We start from the raw sequence: 15,037 nt of genomic DNA on the forward strand, positions 1-15,037 counted from the left end.
GTGCGTGTGGCCCGGCACCGGTGCCGGGCCACACGCACGCCGTCCCCGTCCTGCTGCTGCGAGCCTGAACTCAGCTCGGCCGATCCGGGCGGGCGGCTTGGTATTCCCGCGTCACCCTCAGGATGGACAGCTGCAGCCAGGAACCCGCTCAGGGGAGCTGTGCGGGAGGCCGCTGCGGAGAGCGGAGCACGAGCAGAGTGATCTCACTGGGGGCGAAGACGCGGAACGGCGGGCCCCAGAAACCGGTGCCACGGCTGGTGTACATGAGGGTGCGGGCGCCATGACTGCTGAGGCCGGCGAGGGCGGGCTGATCGATGCGGACGAGGTGGTGGAATGGCCAGATCTGGCCGCCGTGGGTGTGGCCCGAGAGTTGGAGGTCGACGCCACCTGCCGCGGCCCGGTCGACGAACTTGGGCTGGTGGGCCAGGAGCAGGACGGGCAGGTCGGGGTCGGCGCCGTCCAGGGCCCCGGCGAGGTGGGCGCGGTGGCCGGGCAGGCCGGAGGACTCGGCGGTGACGTCATCCACGCCGGCGACCACCAGGGTGTCGCCGCCGCGTTCGAGGAGCAGATGACGGTTGCGCAGTGGCTCCCAACCCAACTCGTCCATCAGGTCGACCCAGCCCTGGGCCTCGCTGTAGTACTCGTGGTTTCCGGTGACGTAGACCTTGGCCCGGGTGGCCCGCACGGTGCCGAGGGGAGCGGCCTGGGCGCGGCGGCGTTCGGCCGTGCCGTCCGCGATGTCGCCCGTGTGGCAGACCAGGTCGGCCTCCAGGGTGTTGACCTTCGCGCAGACCCGCGCAGACCAACGAGTGCGGTCGAGCGGGCCGTAGTGGGTGTCGGTGATCAGGACGACGCGGGTGCCGTCCAATCCGTCACCCAAGCGCGGGAGTTGCACGTCGAGACGGCGCACCCGCGGCACGCGGCGAGCCTCGAGGTACCCCCAGGCGAGCAGCACGGCGGCCATGCCGAGGACTGCCCAAGTGACGGCCCGGGCCCGGTTCTGACCGTCTCCCACGCCGGCCACGGTCAGGGCGAGGCGCAGGAGGACGCCGAGCAGGACGGACCAGGTGAACAGTACCCAGCCGACCCCCAGGAGGGTGTCTCCGACGATCGCTGCCCAATCCTGCTGTCGCCGGCCGTGGCCGCGCACCATCGCGAGCGGCATGGCGATCAGTCCGAGGGCGAACAGGGCAGTGCCGGCCAACACCACGGGGAGCGGCCAGTGCTGGCCGGCGTGCAGCAGCGCCAAGCAGGGCACAGCCCACAGCAGGACCGGGGCGATCAAAGGGATGAAGCGCATCAGGCGGCGCAGTCGACTCTGCTGGGTCGCGTCCGCTGCACCGTCCGCGGACCGTGCTTCGCTGGTCTCGGTCACGCTTTCCCTCCTCAAGTAATCCAGACTGCCGGCGCGCACTGTACCCGGTCGGCCTTTTCATTTACCCGCAGCTACCAGCCGGCCGCATGCCCGAGCGCCGGAGCGCCGGAGCTCCGAAATGATCGTCGAGGCGCCGAACGGGCAGGACGGAAATCGGCCGCTTCCTGACTTCGGCACGCTTCCGTTCACCGCCTGCATGGTCGACGAGCGGAGCATCGGGAGTTACCCCGTGGGGGCGAACTCACCGTGGACGACATGGAGCGGGACGGAGTCCGCAGGCCCACCACGTCGGGTCTGAACGGTGACGGGACCGCCTTCGACCTGACCTGGGTGAATCCCTGAGCACGGATCGGGGAGCGGGCCCCCCGGCCTTCGGCAGCCGCAGTGTCCGATCCAGGTCGTGCCCACCATGTGGCGGGTGTAAGGGGCCTGGTACCGGTCACGGATCGAGCGGGTGATTGTGAGGCGTACCCAATTCTCGCCCTCTTTTGTACCCGGGCCCGGTGGGGTCGGTCCGGTAGGGCGTGCGCACAGGTATGCGCGGCCCACAGACCTGTTGTCGTTCACCAGCGGGCAGTTGACCGGTGACGGCCGGCGCAAGGGCTCGCGCCCCCGTGCCGGCCTCACCGGTCCGCCGGAGATCAGTACTTGGTGTACTTCACCCAGTCGTAGCGGGCGGTCAGCGGAGTGCCCGGGTAACTGAAGGCGCCGAGCCAGCCGTCGACCCCGGTGCCGGGCCACAGGTTGGCCATGATGCGCATCGGATGGGTGGGGAGGGCGCCGCGCGAGCCGTTTTCCTGGTGGACGAGCCTGCCGTCCACGAACCAGTTGATGGTGCCCTGGTTCCACCACTCGATCGCGTAGTCGTGGTATCCGGTCGAGGCGTCGAACCCGAGGTTGATGATGGTCTCGTGTCCGCCCACACCGTTGGTGAAGTAGTTGGTCTGCATCTGCGTGGTGTTCTTGCCGAGGATCTCGACGTCGATCTCGTCCCAGGGCTGACCGTCGCTCGAGCCGGTGTAGGTGAAGAACCCGGTCACCGTGCCTGAGCGCTTGACTGCCTGGAGCCGAGCCTCGAAGCGGCCGTAGGAGTACAGATCGTTGGAACGATACTCACCGGAGGCGTAGGGCTTGCCCGAACAGCCGCTGGAACATGTTGCGGTGTCGAGATTCTGGCCCATGACGCCGCCGTTGAACCAGACGTGGTCGGCACGCCAACCAACGTTGAACATACTTCCGTTGGTCCAGCCATCGGCCTTGTGCCAGCGACCTGTATCGAAGGTGTCGAAGTTGTCGACGAAGCTGCCGCCGATGGCGGCGTGCGCAGAGGGGCTGGTCATCGGATTGAACATCAACGCGAGGGCAGCGAGGGGGGTGAGCAGCCAGCGATAGCCGCGGAACCGGCGACGTGACGTGCGGGATTGCAATTCGGCCTCCTTGGGGCGCGAATGTGGCATGCAGCATCGGGACGCCTGACGCACCGGGGCACCTGTCGACCGCCGGAGCGATCGAGATGTCATGCCTTGGTGGCCGTGGGCCGAGGCTTGTGCCGTAAAACCCGGGTGGGGGGACAGGATCGGCGTCCACCGGCGGAACAGACGTGCATGGGGAGGGCGCCTGTGGTGCTGGGAAGTGCATCGCTCGAGCCACGATGATCCGGCGCACCACCGGTGGGACCGACCGACGGAAGGAGGTGTCGGGTACGGCATCCGCCGATGGCGAAGAGGTCCAGCGCGACACGCAGAGAACTGCGAGGATGTGCAATTCGGTGCAGGGATGGCCTGGCTGAGCCGATTGAACTGGAAGCGCTCCCAAAACGTAGCAGCGCACTATCTGCCCGACAAGAGACGCGGTTGAGCAAAGGAAAACCCGCCGTTCACACTGGGTCTCGTTGGCGCCGTGCGCCGACATCCGGGGACGCGTGTCCGCCCTGGACGCGCTCTCGCACGGGGCTCGTCCAGTCAGCGCGGTCGTCCGGCGTGTGTCTCGTCGAAGCTGCGGCGCCACGAGCGGGGCGGCCCCGACCCTCAGTCGTGGAACCCATATGTGTACCCGTTCCGACCTCCTGGAATGCAGGCTGTCCCGCCACGGAGGCTGAGCCGGGGCGAGGCCGACTCTGCAGTGAGCAGGGATACTTGAGTAGGAGCCGACGCCCGCGGACGGGTCGGCGGATGGGCTGAGTCCCTGCAGGACGCCGTCAGGAGTCGCTCACCCCGTACGGAGACGTTCGTCGTAGAACGAGGTCACCTGTTGACGGGCAGTCGACGGACTTCGGTCACGCGGCTCACCTGTCAGCAGTTCCCGGCTGTACGTCCGGTGCACCACAGGTCATCACCCGCACCGTCACGGCAAGCGCGGGCGGCGCGGTCGTCGGCTGTTGACGCGCCTGTGACACGCACCCCAGCATGAGGGCGCACAGCGCTGCGACAACCAGAATCTGGAAGCGCTACCAATGCAGGTCTCCGGTTGAGTCGAGCTCACCCCCGAGGCAGTCGATGACCGGGCCCTCAACAGGCCGCACAGTACGGGGATCCGGCGTGGAGACCTTTCCCCGCGATCGCCCACGAGCCGTGGTGCGCGGTACGCCTGCGGGCAGGCAATCCATGTTCGTTCCCCGCCCAGGTCGCCCCGGCGGGGAACGGTGCCGGAGACGCACCACTCGCCTCTTTCACACGCCTCCGACCCGTTCAGCGGCCTCGTGACACCAGAATGAGAACACCCGTCATGTACTGGCACGCTTCACCAGATGGGTGGGCAGGATCAGCGGGCTGGGGTGATGACCTGCGATGAGTCCGACAAGCATCCGGGCCATCTCGTGTCCGAGATCCCGGATGGGCTGATGAATCGTAGTGAGTGCAGGCTCAGCGACCTGCGATACGGCGAGGTCATCGAACCCCACTACAGCTACATCCCCGGGCACCGAGCGGCCAGCTTCACGCAGCGTACGCAATGCGCCTGCCGCCATGTTGTCATTGGCGGCGAACACCCCGTCCAGATCCGGATGCGTCTCCAGCAGTCGCGCCATGGCGGCTGCTCCAGCATCGTCGGAGAAATCTCCTTCTTCCGGTGGGCGGGGCGTCAGGCCGACGAGAAGCATGGCTTCCCGGTAGCCGCGGTATCGGGAGTTGCCCACCTCGGTGTCCCGTGGGCCACAGATCGTGACCACCTTCGTTCGCCCTTGCGCGAGCAGATGATCGGTCGCATCCCGCGCGCCGCCGACGTTGTCGATGTCGACGTACCAGCGGGGTTCGAAGTCTGTCGGCCGCCCACCGAAAACAACCGGCAGTTGCGTCTCCTTGGCGAGCCGGGCCAGGGGATCGCCCTCGTGCAGCGCCATCAGCATCACCCCGTCGACAACACGAGAACGTACGAGCTTTTCCACCCGCTCGCGCCCACGCCTGGTGGCGGCCAGGCACAGCATCATGTGCAGATCAGCCTCCTCCAGAGCGCTGGACACTCCGACGATGACCTGGGCGAAGAACGGATCCGCCAGGACCTCCGGGTTATCCCGTGAGATGACCAGCGCGGCCGCACCCGCCTGACGCGTCGCCAGGGCACGTGCCTTCGGGTTGGGGACGTATCCGAGCTTCCTGATTGCGCGCTCGACTGCCTCCCGTTTGGCTCGGCTGACATGGGGGGCGTCGTTGATCACCCGAGAAGCCACCGATCGCGAAACACCAGCCTGCATGGCCACCTCGTCGAGCGTGGCGTGCCGGCGCGGCAGTTCCTCAGTCATGGACGTTGGCCCTCCGTCGCTGCGATTTTGGAAGCCCTTCCATAGTGACCTGTGTGCGTGACGAGCTGCGACAGAGGGGCCCCCGGCCTCAGGCATGGCTGCGTTCACCTGCCTGGCGGCGAGCTCGCTCCTGGACTCGTGGCACCGACGTCGCAAGACATCTGCACAACCTATGTGGACGGTGCCGCCGGAGAACGCCTGCGCCGTCGAAGCTGACCGTTTGTCCAGTGGTGCGTCAGGAGGTGCTGGCCCAGGTCCCAGACAACGGCAGTGCGCTACTCCGATCACTTCCCACGGCTCTGGCTTCTGTGGAGTAGTCGCCGGAAGTCAGATCCTCGAAGCGAGGGACCACCGATGTGAGTGAGCGTGGAGTCGCGGTGAGGTGAGCTCCAGGGCTCGGTTGTCCTGTCCGGCGGCCATCTGGTCGAGCCATCGTTCGTACCAGGCGATGAAGTCCGGGGCTGAGGAGACGTTCGGGCCCCAGAAGCCGTCGGCGTTGCCGATGAGCATGCGTCCGGTGAGAGGGCCGGTTACACCTATGAGGACGAGATCGCTGCAGCCCCGTTCGATGACGTGAAGGAAGAGGTGGCCGTCGCCTGCGGGGCGGTAGGCCCGGCTGAATCCTCGTGTGAACCTGTCGGAGGCTCCGGGGTTCATCGTGAAGAGGGTGCAGCGTTCCAGCGGAATCAGTCCGTAGTACGGGGACGCGCCGCTGCCGCCCATGTTGGTGAGGAAGTCTCGATAGGGCTGGGGGAGTTCCACGTCATGCTCGGCTTCAAAGGCATCTGCTTGAGCTTTGGGCAGGCGGGGGCCGAGACGGAACTCGTGCTGCTCCTCGCCGAAGGAGCGGCTTCGGTCGGGGGTGTAGGGGATGCGTGCCAGTTTGCGTCGCAGCCGCGGGATGCGGGAGTCCATGCGAGTTCTTCTCTCGTATCGCCCGCAACTTATCGCGGCACGCACGAGGATTCATCCCGTGAGCAGGATTCACTTCCGCAGGAGCTGGAAGGTGGCACGGCCGAACATCTCAGCGAGGAGTGCGGCACCCTGGAATGCTGCACGGGCCCAGACTTCCCTCGGCCTTGGCGGTCACGGCGTCGACAGCGAGCGTCTGAGGGCCGTTGTGCGGCCCGCTGCCACGACCGGCCTGCCGACCCGCACGTACCCCACCCGCGCCACCTACGACACCACCGAGCAGTGAGGACCACAACCATGCCGATCACCGCCGGCAACCCCAGGCGAGCCCGCCTCATCGTCACCCTCACCGGCCTCGCCATCGCCATCCTCGGCATCATCCTCTGGGGAACTGGCGACATCGACCGCGGTGTCGCGGAAGTCTCCATCAGTAATGCCAGCAGCAGCACTTGGGGCGACATCACCGGATTCGACAGCGACCAGGACGGCGACATGGCCATCGCACAGTCCGACCTGGACAGCGCCAAGACGCAGATGGCTTTCGGTATCGGCCTTCTCATCCTCGGGCTGGCCCTGACCGCCTCCCGGTGGCGCATCCAGCCGGCCGTCACACCGAAGGTCGCCCCGGCTGCTGCGACGCTGACACCGGAGCAGCAGGAGCAGGCCATCGCCATGTATCTCGAAGCGCAGAAGCGCACCGCTGAGCAGTAGCGACCGCGGCCGAGGGCCACATCTCCCGACTTCTGACGCAGAGCACGGTTCGTCACGCGGTCGTTCCGTGCAGCCCGGGACTTGCAGCCCCGGTCTCCATCGCATCCCAGGATCTGGGGACGGGCCTGCATGTGAGCCAGAACCCCAGAATTGACGTCACCCGACGACCGAGATCGTCTCCATGGGACGGGACATCGGCACTGAACATCGGCCGATGATCCTGGCTGGCTCGCACACCGTATGGCCGAGCTGTTCGAGGAACTCCCACAGGCTGGCCGCAGCGACGTCGAAGGGGGCGATCATGGTCAGCACCGGGTCGAGCACATGCCTGATCACGGCGGTCCGGGCCAGCGGCAGCTTCTAGGATCTCAGCCATGGCAACGAGACTTGTGCAGATCAACATGAAGGCCCGGGACGACTCCGAGCTCGGCCGGTTTTGGGCGGAGGCACTCGGTTGGGGTGTCGACAGCGAGGGACCCGGCGTGACCAACCTTGAACCCGAGGGCTTCACCTATCCCGACCCTGTGGCCGTCTGCATCGACATCGTCGCCCGCCCGGAACCCAAAACGGTGAAGAACCGGGTGCACCTCGATCTGGCCACCACCTCGACCGCCCAGCAGGGGGAGTTGGTCGCGCGCCTGAAAGATCTCGGCGCGACGCTTGCCGACGTAGGTCAGGGTGACGTCCCCTGGACGGTCATGGCCGACCCGGAGGGCAACGAGTTCTGCGTCTTGGAGCCCCGTCCGACCTACCGGGACACCGGGCCGATCGCAGCGGTGGTGGTCGACTGCACCGACCCGCGAGGGATGGCCCGGTTCTGGGCCGAGGCGATGGACTGGACGCCGCACGAGGTCACCGACGACCGCGCGGCCATGCGTTCCGCCAAGGGTGTCGGCCCCTACTTGGAGTTCCTGCGCACCCCCGACACCAAGAGCGTGTGGAACCGCGTCCACCTCGACGTCTGCCCCTACCCCGGTGACGACCTGGCAGCAGAGGAAGCCCGACTGCGCGCTCTGGGCGCCGGCGACCCCGGTATCGAACAGTCAGCAATCTCATGGACGGTTCTGGCCGATCCGGAGGGCAACGAGTTCTGCCTCCTCAGCCCTCGCTGACCCTGAGCAACGGCGCCGCCGCTTCTGGGTCAGCGGCGAAACATTCTCGCGCCGACCCCAAGTACAGGCGTTCGCCGAGTCCCTGCTGCGAGCACGTGAGCGAGCCCGGAGAACAGGCACGCTGCGAAAGAGATATGAGGCATGCATGCCCGCTCCGTGATCGCTACCGACCGTGGCCGGAACAACGTCCCGCGCGTCACAGCCCCAGACTGGTAGCGGTGTGAGCGACTGAGTCGAAAGTCCGAGCAGCCACCCATCGGCCGGTCAGGACGTACTCGGGCCCGGCGTACGCCTCGGGCAATAGAGCTGCATCGGGGCCTGGCCAGAAGGCGTTCCGTCCGCGACCGAGTGTGATGTGCGGTTTCCAGCGCTCAGGGGCCAGTAGGGGGTTCAGTCGTCCGCAGGCCGGGATGTCGCGCAGGGTTCGCCACACCCTTTCGTGCAGACGCAGCAGGTCAGGGTCAGGCAAGACGGCCCAGGCCAGCACGTTGATCCGGCCGGTGAACCGTACCGTTCTGCCCAGATGCAATGGCACGGGCAGAACGGAAAGGTCCTGTTGCAGCCTCGCACGTATATCGGCTGGGCAGTTGTCGGCCGTGGCGAGAGTGAGGTGCGGGCGATTCGTCGGATGCCGGTGGGCGGCCTGGCTCGGGAGCCCGGAGTCCAGCAAGTGGCGCCAGACGTTGCCGACAGCACGCTCGGTGGTTTCGTCGGGCAGCAGCTCAATACTGTGCACCTGATCAGCGTACGGCTGCACGCGGCGAAACTTGTGGATGATGCCCCCCGCTCGTGGGCACACTCAGAACGCCTCCGCGGAAGCAGCGCGCGGGCAGCGGTTCACTGAACGACATCGACGAGCAAGACGCGAACGGGGTCTCTGTGGCTTCGTTCATGTTCGGGTACAGCGTTTGTCGACGGGTGAAATGACGGCAGTGCCGTGGCCTGGAACGCGGGTCGGCAGGCTGGTCATCAGGCCGTCCTGCCGCTGAGTGCACCGACGAATGTTTTTGAGTACAGGTATGACCTTGCTCGGTGGTTGGTCCCCGAACCCGGTAAGCGGATGGACCCTCCGGTAATGTTGGTGAGGACTCTTGGCGCCTTCTCGGACGGTGGGGACAGGATGATTCTTGTGACGGGTGCGACCGGCACCATTGGCCGGTACCTGGTACGGGCGCTGGCTGAGGCGGACGTGCCCTTTCGCGCACTGGTGCGGGACGCGGACAAGGGCAAGGAGCTGGACTGCGAGTTCGTCGTCGGAGACTTCGACGATCCGGTGTCGATGAGGTCCGCCCTGAAGGGCGTAGACCGTCTTCTGCTCAATAGCGGCGGTGCGCTTCCCGTGGTGGGACAGCAGCCGATGATCCGGCAGCAGACCGGCGTCATCGACACAGCGCGGGCTGCCGGGGTCTCGTGGGTGGTGAAGATATCTGCGTGGCAACCCGGACCGGACGGAAAATTGTCTGTGCGCGCGCATTGGGAGATCGAGCAGTACCTCGAGGCGTCCGGGCTGCGGTGGGCATCACTGCAGCCCACTGGCTACATGCAGAATTTCGTAACGGGCGAGGGCGGCTTCACCCACACCGGCGCCCTGGAAGGTCCGTACGGTGCGGGACGGGTGGCGTACATCGACGCCTACGACATTGCCGCCTGTGCTGCGGCGTTGCTGACAGGCCCGCCCGGAGGCGGCGAAACCTATGCGCTCACCGGACCGGAGGCGCTGACGCATGAGGAGATCGCCTCCAAGCTCGCCATCCCCTTCCGTGACCAGGCACCCCAGGAGGCAGCTGAGGGTCTCCGGGCACAAGGATTGCCCGGATGGTTCGTGGAGGACCTTCTTCTGCTCTACGCGGAGATGGCAGCTGATGCACTGTCTGAGGTGACGACGACGGTGCGGGAGCTGACCGGGCATGCGCCGCGTACGTTCGACGAGTTCTTGGCGAACGGGTAGGCCACGCATGCTCGCAGAAGCGTCACATCCTGCCGCGCCAGAAATCGGAACCCAGGAGCAGTGAAGGCCCGAGCCTGGAGACCGCGTGTCGGGCCGACTGTTCCTCTGATGACGGCTTGCCGCCCATGAGGGCGGCAAGCCGTCGGGCGGCGTGCCCGCAGATGTGTCAGCCAGCCTCGGCGGGTTCTGCAGCCCGAGCTCGAGTGCTTGCGAGCCGATAGGAGCCGATGCCGGTCTCGATCATGGTGCCGTTCAAGGTGAGGCGGTCGACGATGGCCGCGCAGAGTCGGGGCCCGGTAAGAGTCTTGGTCCAGCCGCCGAAGGACTCGTTGGACGCGGTGGCGTCGCTGATCTTCTTCTCGCGTTCGGCCTTGGAGGAGTGGATGCCGGAGCCCGAGGTAGGCCGGGCTCCGGGACGCACCGGCGCCATGGTGAGTTTTCCGGCCCGGTACTCGTTTGCTGTCCTGCCCCGCCGCTGGACCGTCGGGAGAACGTTGGGCCGGCTCATGAACCACCGCCGCCTGGCCCGCGACTACGAAGCCCACTCGCACCGTTCCGAAGCCATGATCCACCTCGCAATGATCAATCTCATGGCCCGCAGACTCACCGCCGAATCCACTCCGACATGGCGCGGTGCATGCAGCGCGCTAAATAGTACAATCCGGGGTGAACCTACGGGATGAAACGCCCTCTGAGATTCTGCTTCTGCTCCCGGGATCGGAGCCGCGCGGTCCTGATACTCGACAGTGAGCTGTCGCCAGGGTCCTGATCCTGACGCTCCGCGGGGCGCTGTGGCTAGGGTCGCGATCATGACAATCAAGGGTGTGCTGTTCGATGCGTCCGGGACCCTGCTACGGATCGAGTCGGCGCAGTTGTGGACACTCCGCCAACACCATCGGGTGCCGGTCGGCGGGCCATCTGCGCTCTGCCGCCAGCCCTTCACCCTCCACCCGTAGCCAGTTGGCGCCAGCGGCCCGCTGCGCATCGTCTTCGCCGAAGACCCGGGCGGGTACCTCCCGGGCGGGTAGCCCTTGAGCTCTGGAGACGTCGGGTAGGCCGCGCCGTCTTCTTCGTCTCCGCCCTCGCCGGGTCGGCCGGCAGTCGCAGGCCGCCTTGGAGTGCCAGAAGTTGTAACGGCCCAACACGTTCAAGTGGGCGAGCCGCAGTGGGGGGAGCCGGGCCGTCCTCGTCCAACAGTGGGGGCTCGCGCTCTTCGGCGGGCGGGGCGCGCAGCTGCTCGACGGTGGTTCCCAGGTAGCGCCTGGTCCACAGCGCCGCGGCGTTGAGGACCGGGCTGAGCGCGGTGCGTCGTTTCCGGCTTGTGGCGCAGCGCCATTCATGGGGACCATCTCTGCATGTTCGAGTTGATTCCCGAAGTCGGTCTCCGGCTCCCTTGCGGTGCCGGCACCCTGCGCTTCGGCATGGACGAGCGAACCGCCCAGTGGACCGTCGCCACCGTCGCGGACGTTCGAGATGGTTGGGTCTGTGGTGCCCGCTGGGCATTCAGCGCGCAGTACCGGGGTCTGACGCTCGACGTGTACGGCGACGCCACGGACCGCCGCGGCCGGCACCGAAACTCCCCTGGCCTAGCCGGTATCGGCCTCACCCGCGACGCCTTGACGCTCACTGGTCCGTCTGCCTGTCCAGTTGTCTTCCGCGGCATCGACCTCTTCGGTTACCCGAGGGCCGAGGTTTCGGACGCCGTCAGTGAGAACCTGCCCCCGACGCTTCGGCTCAGCGGCGACGGTCTCTACCTCACCGCCGTGTCGGTCCGCGCGGCACCCGTACCTGCCGAGAGCTGACTGCGACGGCGAGGGATCGACGGGACGAGTACAACACCGCCCACGTCCTCGCCCGACGCGGCTCCGCTGTACACCCGACATGCCGCGACCGGTACCGGTCCGAGCAGAGCTCCGCTCACCGTTCCCGGCAGCTGAACTCAGGTGACGTGCGGTGATCCTCATACCTAGGATCCGGGATGGCTGGGATGTCGATCATTGTGTGCCTGCCCGGTTCGGCATCGGGGAGGGTGGATGAGGCGGTCCTGGAAGCGATGTCGCCTTTCGCGCGAGACGGTGTGGGCGCTGTTGAGCGGGATGTGTGGGACAACTTCCGGATCTGCGGCGGGTGAAAGGCGCTCTTCTCCGGCGAGCGGCGGGTAGTCAGGTGGCGATCCGGTGCGTGCCGGACACTGAGGGGGCGTGCAGCTGCTGGGGTCCACCGGAGCGCCGTCGCAGGACTCCAGGCAGCAGCCGAGCTGTTGAGGGAGGCAGATGTCGAAGCGCCTTCCGCAGTCGCCGCAGGTCTGTCGAGCTGGCATTGCGTGGTCCAAGACCCGGTCCTGGGCGAGCGTCGGAAAGCGCTTGGGCGTCGCGAGGTCGACGCGAAGCAGTAGTCCGCAGGTGGGGCGAGTTCAGGACCACTGGAGTCGGGTGACCAATCCTGCCGGGACAGCACCGCGGTCGAACTCAGAAACCAGTGGGTTCGCAGATGCTGAAGGTCGACTGGAAGCGAACCTGCTGGTAGTGGCGAGCATTCGAAGGGGTGGGCACGCAGGTTCAGCGCTGCTTGAATGCTTCAGTGATCGAACTAGGGCGTGTATCGAAAGTGGATCTTGAGCGATGGATGATCTCGGTCATGGGGCGGGGAGATCTCACGGACGAGCAGTGGGCGGTGTTGGAACCGTTGCTGCCGAAGGGCATGCGGGCGGGGCGGCCGCCTGTCTGGCCTCGGCGACAGTTGATCGACGGCATACGGTTCCGGGTTCGGACTGGTATTCCGTGGCGGGACATGCCCGTCGAGTATGGGCCGTGGGGCAGGGTTTACGACCTGTTTCGCCGGTGGCAGCGGGACGGTACCTGGCACCGGATCCTTAGCCGGCTCCAGTCCCTGGCCGACGCGACGGGCTCTATTACATGGGACCTGAGCATCGACTCCACGGTGTGCCGTGCCCATCAGCATGCGGCGGGGGCCAGGAAGCGGGGTGACCTGCATAAGGAACCGCCGGGCGGCGTGTTCATCGAGCCCGGAGATCACGGGCTTGGGCGTTCGCGCGGTGGGTTTACCACCAAGGTGCACGTGGCCGTCGAGCAGGGCCAGAAGCTCATGTCGATCGTCATCACGGCAGGGCAGCGCGGGGACTCACCGCAGTTCGAACCCGTGCTGGAGAAAGTCAGTGTGCCTCGGATCGGGGCGGGCCGGCCGCGCGTCCGTCCCCATCGCGTACGGGCTGACAAGGCGTACGCCTCCCGGAAGAACCGCGCCTACCTGCGCCGTCGCGGGATCCGCTGCACCATCCCGAACAAGGCCGACCAGGCTCGCAACCGGAAGAAGCAGGGTTCCTCCGGTGGTCGGCCACCGAAATTCGATCTGGTGGATTACAGAGCGCGGCACGCAGTCGAGTGCGGCATCAACCGCCTAAAGAGGCACCGTGCCGTGGCGACGAGATACGACAAGCTCGCGGTCCGCTATGAGGCAACTGTTCTTATCGCAGCCATCAATGACTGGCTGCAGTCCGCATGCGTCTACCTTTCGCGGAACACCTGAGATCGAGCGACGCAGTGCGCTATCTGCCGATGGAACCGTCAGCCTGCTCACGGAGGATATCGGTGTGGCCCGCATGGCGAGCCGTCTCTTCGATCATGTGCACCAGCACCCATCGCATCGATCGCACGGTGCCCGCTTTGCCTGCCGCCCGAGCACAGGGATGGCTCAAGTCGTTACATCGCTCGATGATCTCGTTGGACCGTTCGATGGCACTGCGGTAGGCGGCGAGGAGGCTGTCCGCACTGTCCCCCTCGGAGAGATCCATGCCGAAGTCCGGATGCTCGACATCGGCACCCTCGAAGGCCCAGGCGAACCAGTAGAGCTCTGCCGCCGTCAGGTGCTTCACCAGGCCGAAAACACTGGTGCCAGAGGGTACTCCGGGTGTTCGTCCCTGCCTCTCGTCAAGGCCCTGTGCCTTTCCGGCCACTGCTTCGCGGACGTAGTTCAAGAACGCAAGCAAGGTCGACTTCTCGTCGGAGTCGCTGTCAGGAGGGCCTATGTCGCGGAGCTGTTGCGTCTCTGTCACCGGGGCACACTAGCTTGATCCACTTTCGAAACGCACCCTAGCAGCTTCGCCGCTGGGTGGGCCGAGGGTCCGGTCGTGGTGTACCTGTGACAGCCACTGCGGCGCTGAGGGGTTCAGCGGCGCGTGACGCCGAACGCAAAGCCTGGACGCCGCCCTCGAGCCAGGCCCGCCGCCAGCGCTCCACCGACCAATCGCTGACCCGCAGATCCCGGGCGATCGCCGATGTCTACTCGCCCGCCTCGAACCGGACCCCGGCCTCCAGGCGCACCTGTTCACGGAACGCCCTCCGCTCAGCGGTCAGGCCCCACCCTGCGCGTACCGCATACCAGCGGCATACCGCAGGGATCACTACCTGCCACCACCGACAACAGAAAGAAAACCTCAGTAATGGACATGTCTCACGCTATGGCAGCGAGCGTGACGGTCTCCGTGACCCTCGGTACAGAAGTCAGTCCCCAACAGCGCCAAAGGGAGCCGCTCGATGGTTGCTTGCCGGGCCTTCTCCCGAACCCAGTTGGCGATGTCCTCTTCCCGCTCGAGCAGGAGGGCGACTTCCCGGAGTTCACCCAGCATCACGACGCGATGGGTCAAGAAGTCCCTACAGGCCGCAACTGCTGGCTTCGTGAAGCCTGAAGCGGAGATGAACAGGCCACGTGCCTCCGCCCGGCTCATGATGCGAACAAGCTGGCGGCTCATCGGTTCGATGTCTACGGGCTTGCCCCACCACTTCACTTCCACGATGTATTGCTTGCCGTCGATCTCAATCACGCCGTCGATCTGCTCATGAGTCACGCCCTCTTCGTCCCTGATCGCGAACGCGTCTCGGATCGAGACCCCGTCGGTCTTGAACAGGTCGTTTAGGAGTACTTCGAGTCCGGCACCTCGGGCGTACGGGTTTTCCTGCTTGAAAAGGGCAGCGAGCCGATTCCTTAGGTCGCTGAACCGTTCGCGGCGGGCCGCAGCCTTCTTTCGTTCGGCTTGCTGGGTCGCCAACCGGTCCTGGCGCTCTGTGTCGCGCTCGTGCTGCATCCTCGTGAAGGAGTCCTTGGTGTTCACCACCCTGCGGATTTGCGCTACTAGGTGTACTGCCCAGGGACGTTGGTCAATCTGGTGATGGGCGGTTTGCCGCCGGTTGCGGTGTGGGGGCGGTGGTGATTGTAGTGATGGAGCC

General features: G+C 66.2%; 15 protein-coding genes and 2 pseudogenes. 8 read left to right on the top strand and 9 right to left on the bottom strand.

Annotation, left to right across the window (positions count from 1 at the left end; translation table 11 throughout):
• Positions 1-148: 148 nt before the first annotated feature.
• The 4 genes from ABZS61_RS34370 to ABZS61_RS34385 form a co-directional block, all read right to left on the bottom strand.
• Positions 149-1,375: a metallophosphoesterase gene (locus ABZS61_RS34370; protein WP_356430324.1), complete on the bottom strand. Its 1,227-nt coding sequence runs from the start codon at positions 1,373-1,375 to the stop codon at positions 149-151.
• Between the two features lie 641 nt (positions 1,376-2,016).
• Positions 2,017-2,802: a glycoside hydrolase family 16 protein gene (locus ABZS61_RS34375; protein WP_356430327.1), complete on the bottom strand. Its 786-nt coding sequence runs from the start codon at positions 2,800-2,802 to the stop codon at positions 2,017-2,019.
• 1,295 nt (positions 2,803-4,097) lie between these two features.
• Complete coding sequence (locus ABZS61_RS34380) at positions 4,098-5,111, bottom strand: LacI family DNA-binding transcriptional regulator (RefSeq protein WP_356430330.1); 1,014 nt, start codon at positions 5,109-5,111, stop codon at positions 4,098-4,100.
• Between the two features lie 327 nt (positions 5,112-5,438).
• The gene (locus tag ABZS61_RS34385) at positions 5,439-6,026 is read right to left on the bottom strand and encodes an SMI1/KNR4 family protein (protein WP_356430333.1); all 588 of its coding nucleotides are present in this window, start codon (positions 6,024-6,026) and stop codon (positions 5,439-5,441) included.
• A gap of 58 nt (positions 6,027-6,084) precedes the next feature.
• Here ABZS61_RS34385 and ABZS61_RS34390 point away from each other — a divergent pair, with 58 nt between their 5' ends.
• Positions 6,085-6,309 (top strand): hypothetical protein, encoded by a 225-nt coding sequence (locus tag ABZS61_RS34390; RefSeq protein ID WP_356430335.1) that lies wholly within the window; start codon positions 6,085-6,087, stop codon positions 6,307-6,309.
• Positions 6,310-6,320: 11 nt separating this feature from the next.
• Positions 6,321-6,734, top strand: a complete 414-nt coding sequence (locus ABZS61_RS34395) for a hypothetical protein (RefSeq protein ID WP_356430338.1) — start codon at positions 6,321-6,323, stop codon at positions 6,732-6,734.
• Between the two features lie 156 nt (positions 6,735-6,890).
• Here the strand turns inward: ABZS61_RS34395 and ABZS61_RS34400 are convergent, their stop codons facing one another.
• Positions 6,891-7,070 (bottom strand): hypothetical protein, encoded by a 180-nt coding sequence (locus tag ABZS61_RS34400; protein ID WP_356430341.1) that lies wholly within the window; start codon positions 7,068-7,070, stop codon positions 6,891-6,893.
• A gap of 38 nt (positions 7,071-7,108) precedes the next feature.
• On the opposite strand from ABZS61_RS34400, the gene ABZS61_RS34405 reads away from it, so the two are divergent.
• A complete protein-coding gene (locus ABZS61_RS34405) occupies positions 7,109-7,846 on the top strand; it encodes a VOC family protein (RefSeq protein WP_356430344.1) in 738 nt (245 codons plus the stop codon).
• A gap of 196 nt (positions 7,847-8,042) precedes the next feature.
• On the opposite strand, the gene ABZS61_RS34410 is transcribed toward ABZS61_RS34405, so the two are convergent.
• The gene (locus ABZS61_RS34410; RefSeq protein WP_356430347.1) at positions 8,043-8,582 is read right to left on the bottom strand and encodes a 2'-5' RNA ligase family protein; all 540 of its coding nucleotides are present in this window, start codon (positions 8,580-8,582) and stop codon (positions 8,043-8,045) included.
• Between the two features lie 384 nt (positions 8,583-8,966).
• Here ABZS61_RS34410 and ABZS61_RS34415 point away from each other — a divergent pair, with 384 nt between their 5' ends.
• Positions 8,967-9,794 (top strand): NAD(P)H-binding protein, encoded by an 828-nt coding sequence (locus ABZS61_RS34415; protein WP_356430350.1) that lies wholly within the window; start codon positions 8,967-8,969, stop codon positions 9,792-9,794.
• Between the two features lie 166 nt (positions 9,795-9,960).
• On the opposite strand, the pseudogene ABZS61_RS34420 reads toward ABZS61_RS34415, so the two are convergent.
• Positions 9,961-10,161: pseudogene (locus ABZS61_RS34420) on the bottom strand (ATP-binding protein); the annotation flags it as partial.
• Positions 10,162-10,249: 88 nt separating this feature from the next.
• Here ABZS61_RS34420 and ABZS61_RS34425 point away from each other — a divergent pair.
• The 4 genes and pseudogenes from ABZS61_RS34425 to ABZS61_RS34440 all read left to right on the top strand — a co-directional run.
• Positions 10,250-10,477 (top strand): annotated as a pseudogene (locus ABZS61_RS34425) (IS5/IS1182 family transposase); the annotation flags it as partial.
• Positions 10,478-10,603: 126 nt separating this feature from the next.
• Entirely contained in the window at positions 10,604-10,750 is a 147-nt protein-coding gene (locus ABZS61_RS34430; protein WP_356430353.1) for a hypothetical protein, read from the top strand.
• 399 nt (positions 10,751-11,149) lie between these two features.
• Positions 11,150-11,596, top strand: a complete 447-nt coding sequence (locus tag ABZS61_RS34435) for a hypothetical protein (RefSeq protein WP_356430356.1) — start codon at positions 11,150-11,152, stop codon at positions 11,594-11,596.
• An 835-nt stretch (positions 11,597-12,431) separates the two neighbouring features.
• Positions 12,432-13,340, top strand: a complete 909-nt coding sequence (locus tag ABZS61_RS34440) for an IS5 family transposase (protein ID WP_356430366.1) — start codon at positions 12,432-12,434, stop codon at positions 13,338-13,340.
• Between the two features lie 19 nt (positions 13,341-13,359).
• On the opposite strand, the gene ABZS61_RS34445 is transcribed toward ABZS61_RS34440, so the two are convergent.
• Positions 13,360-13,866 (bottom strand): DinB family protein, encoded by a 507-nt coding sequence (locus ABZS61_RS34445; protein WP_356430359.1) that lies wholly within the window; start codon positions 13,864-13,866, stop codon positions 13,360-13,362.
• A 381-nt stretch (positions 13,867-14,247) separates the two neighbouring features.
• Entirely contained in the window at positions 14,248-14,925 is a 678-nt protein-coding gene (locus ABZS61_RS34450; RefSeq protein ID WP_356430363.1) for a restriction endonuclease, read from the bottom strand.
• Positions 14,926-15,037 lie beyond the last annotated feature (112 nt).

It is taken from the genome of Streptomyces sp. NPDC005566, from assembly GCF_040605575.1.
In the GTDB taxonomy this organism is placed as follows: Bacteria; Actinomycetota; Actinomycetes; order Streptomycetales; family Streptomycetaceae; genus Streptomyces.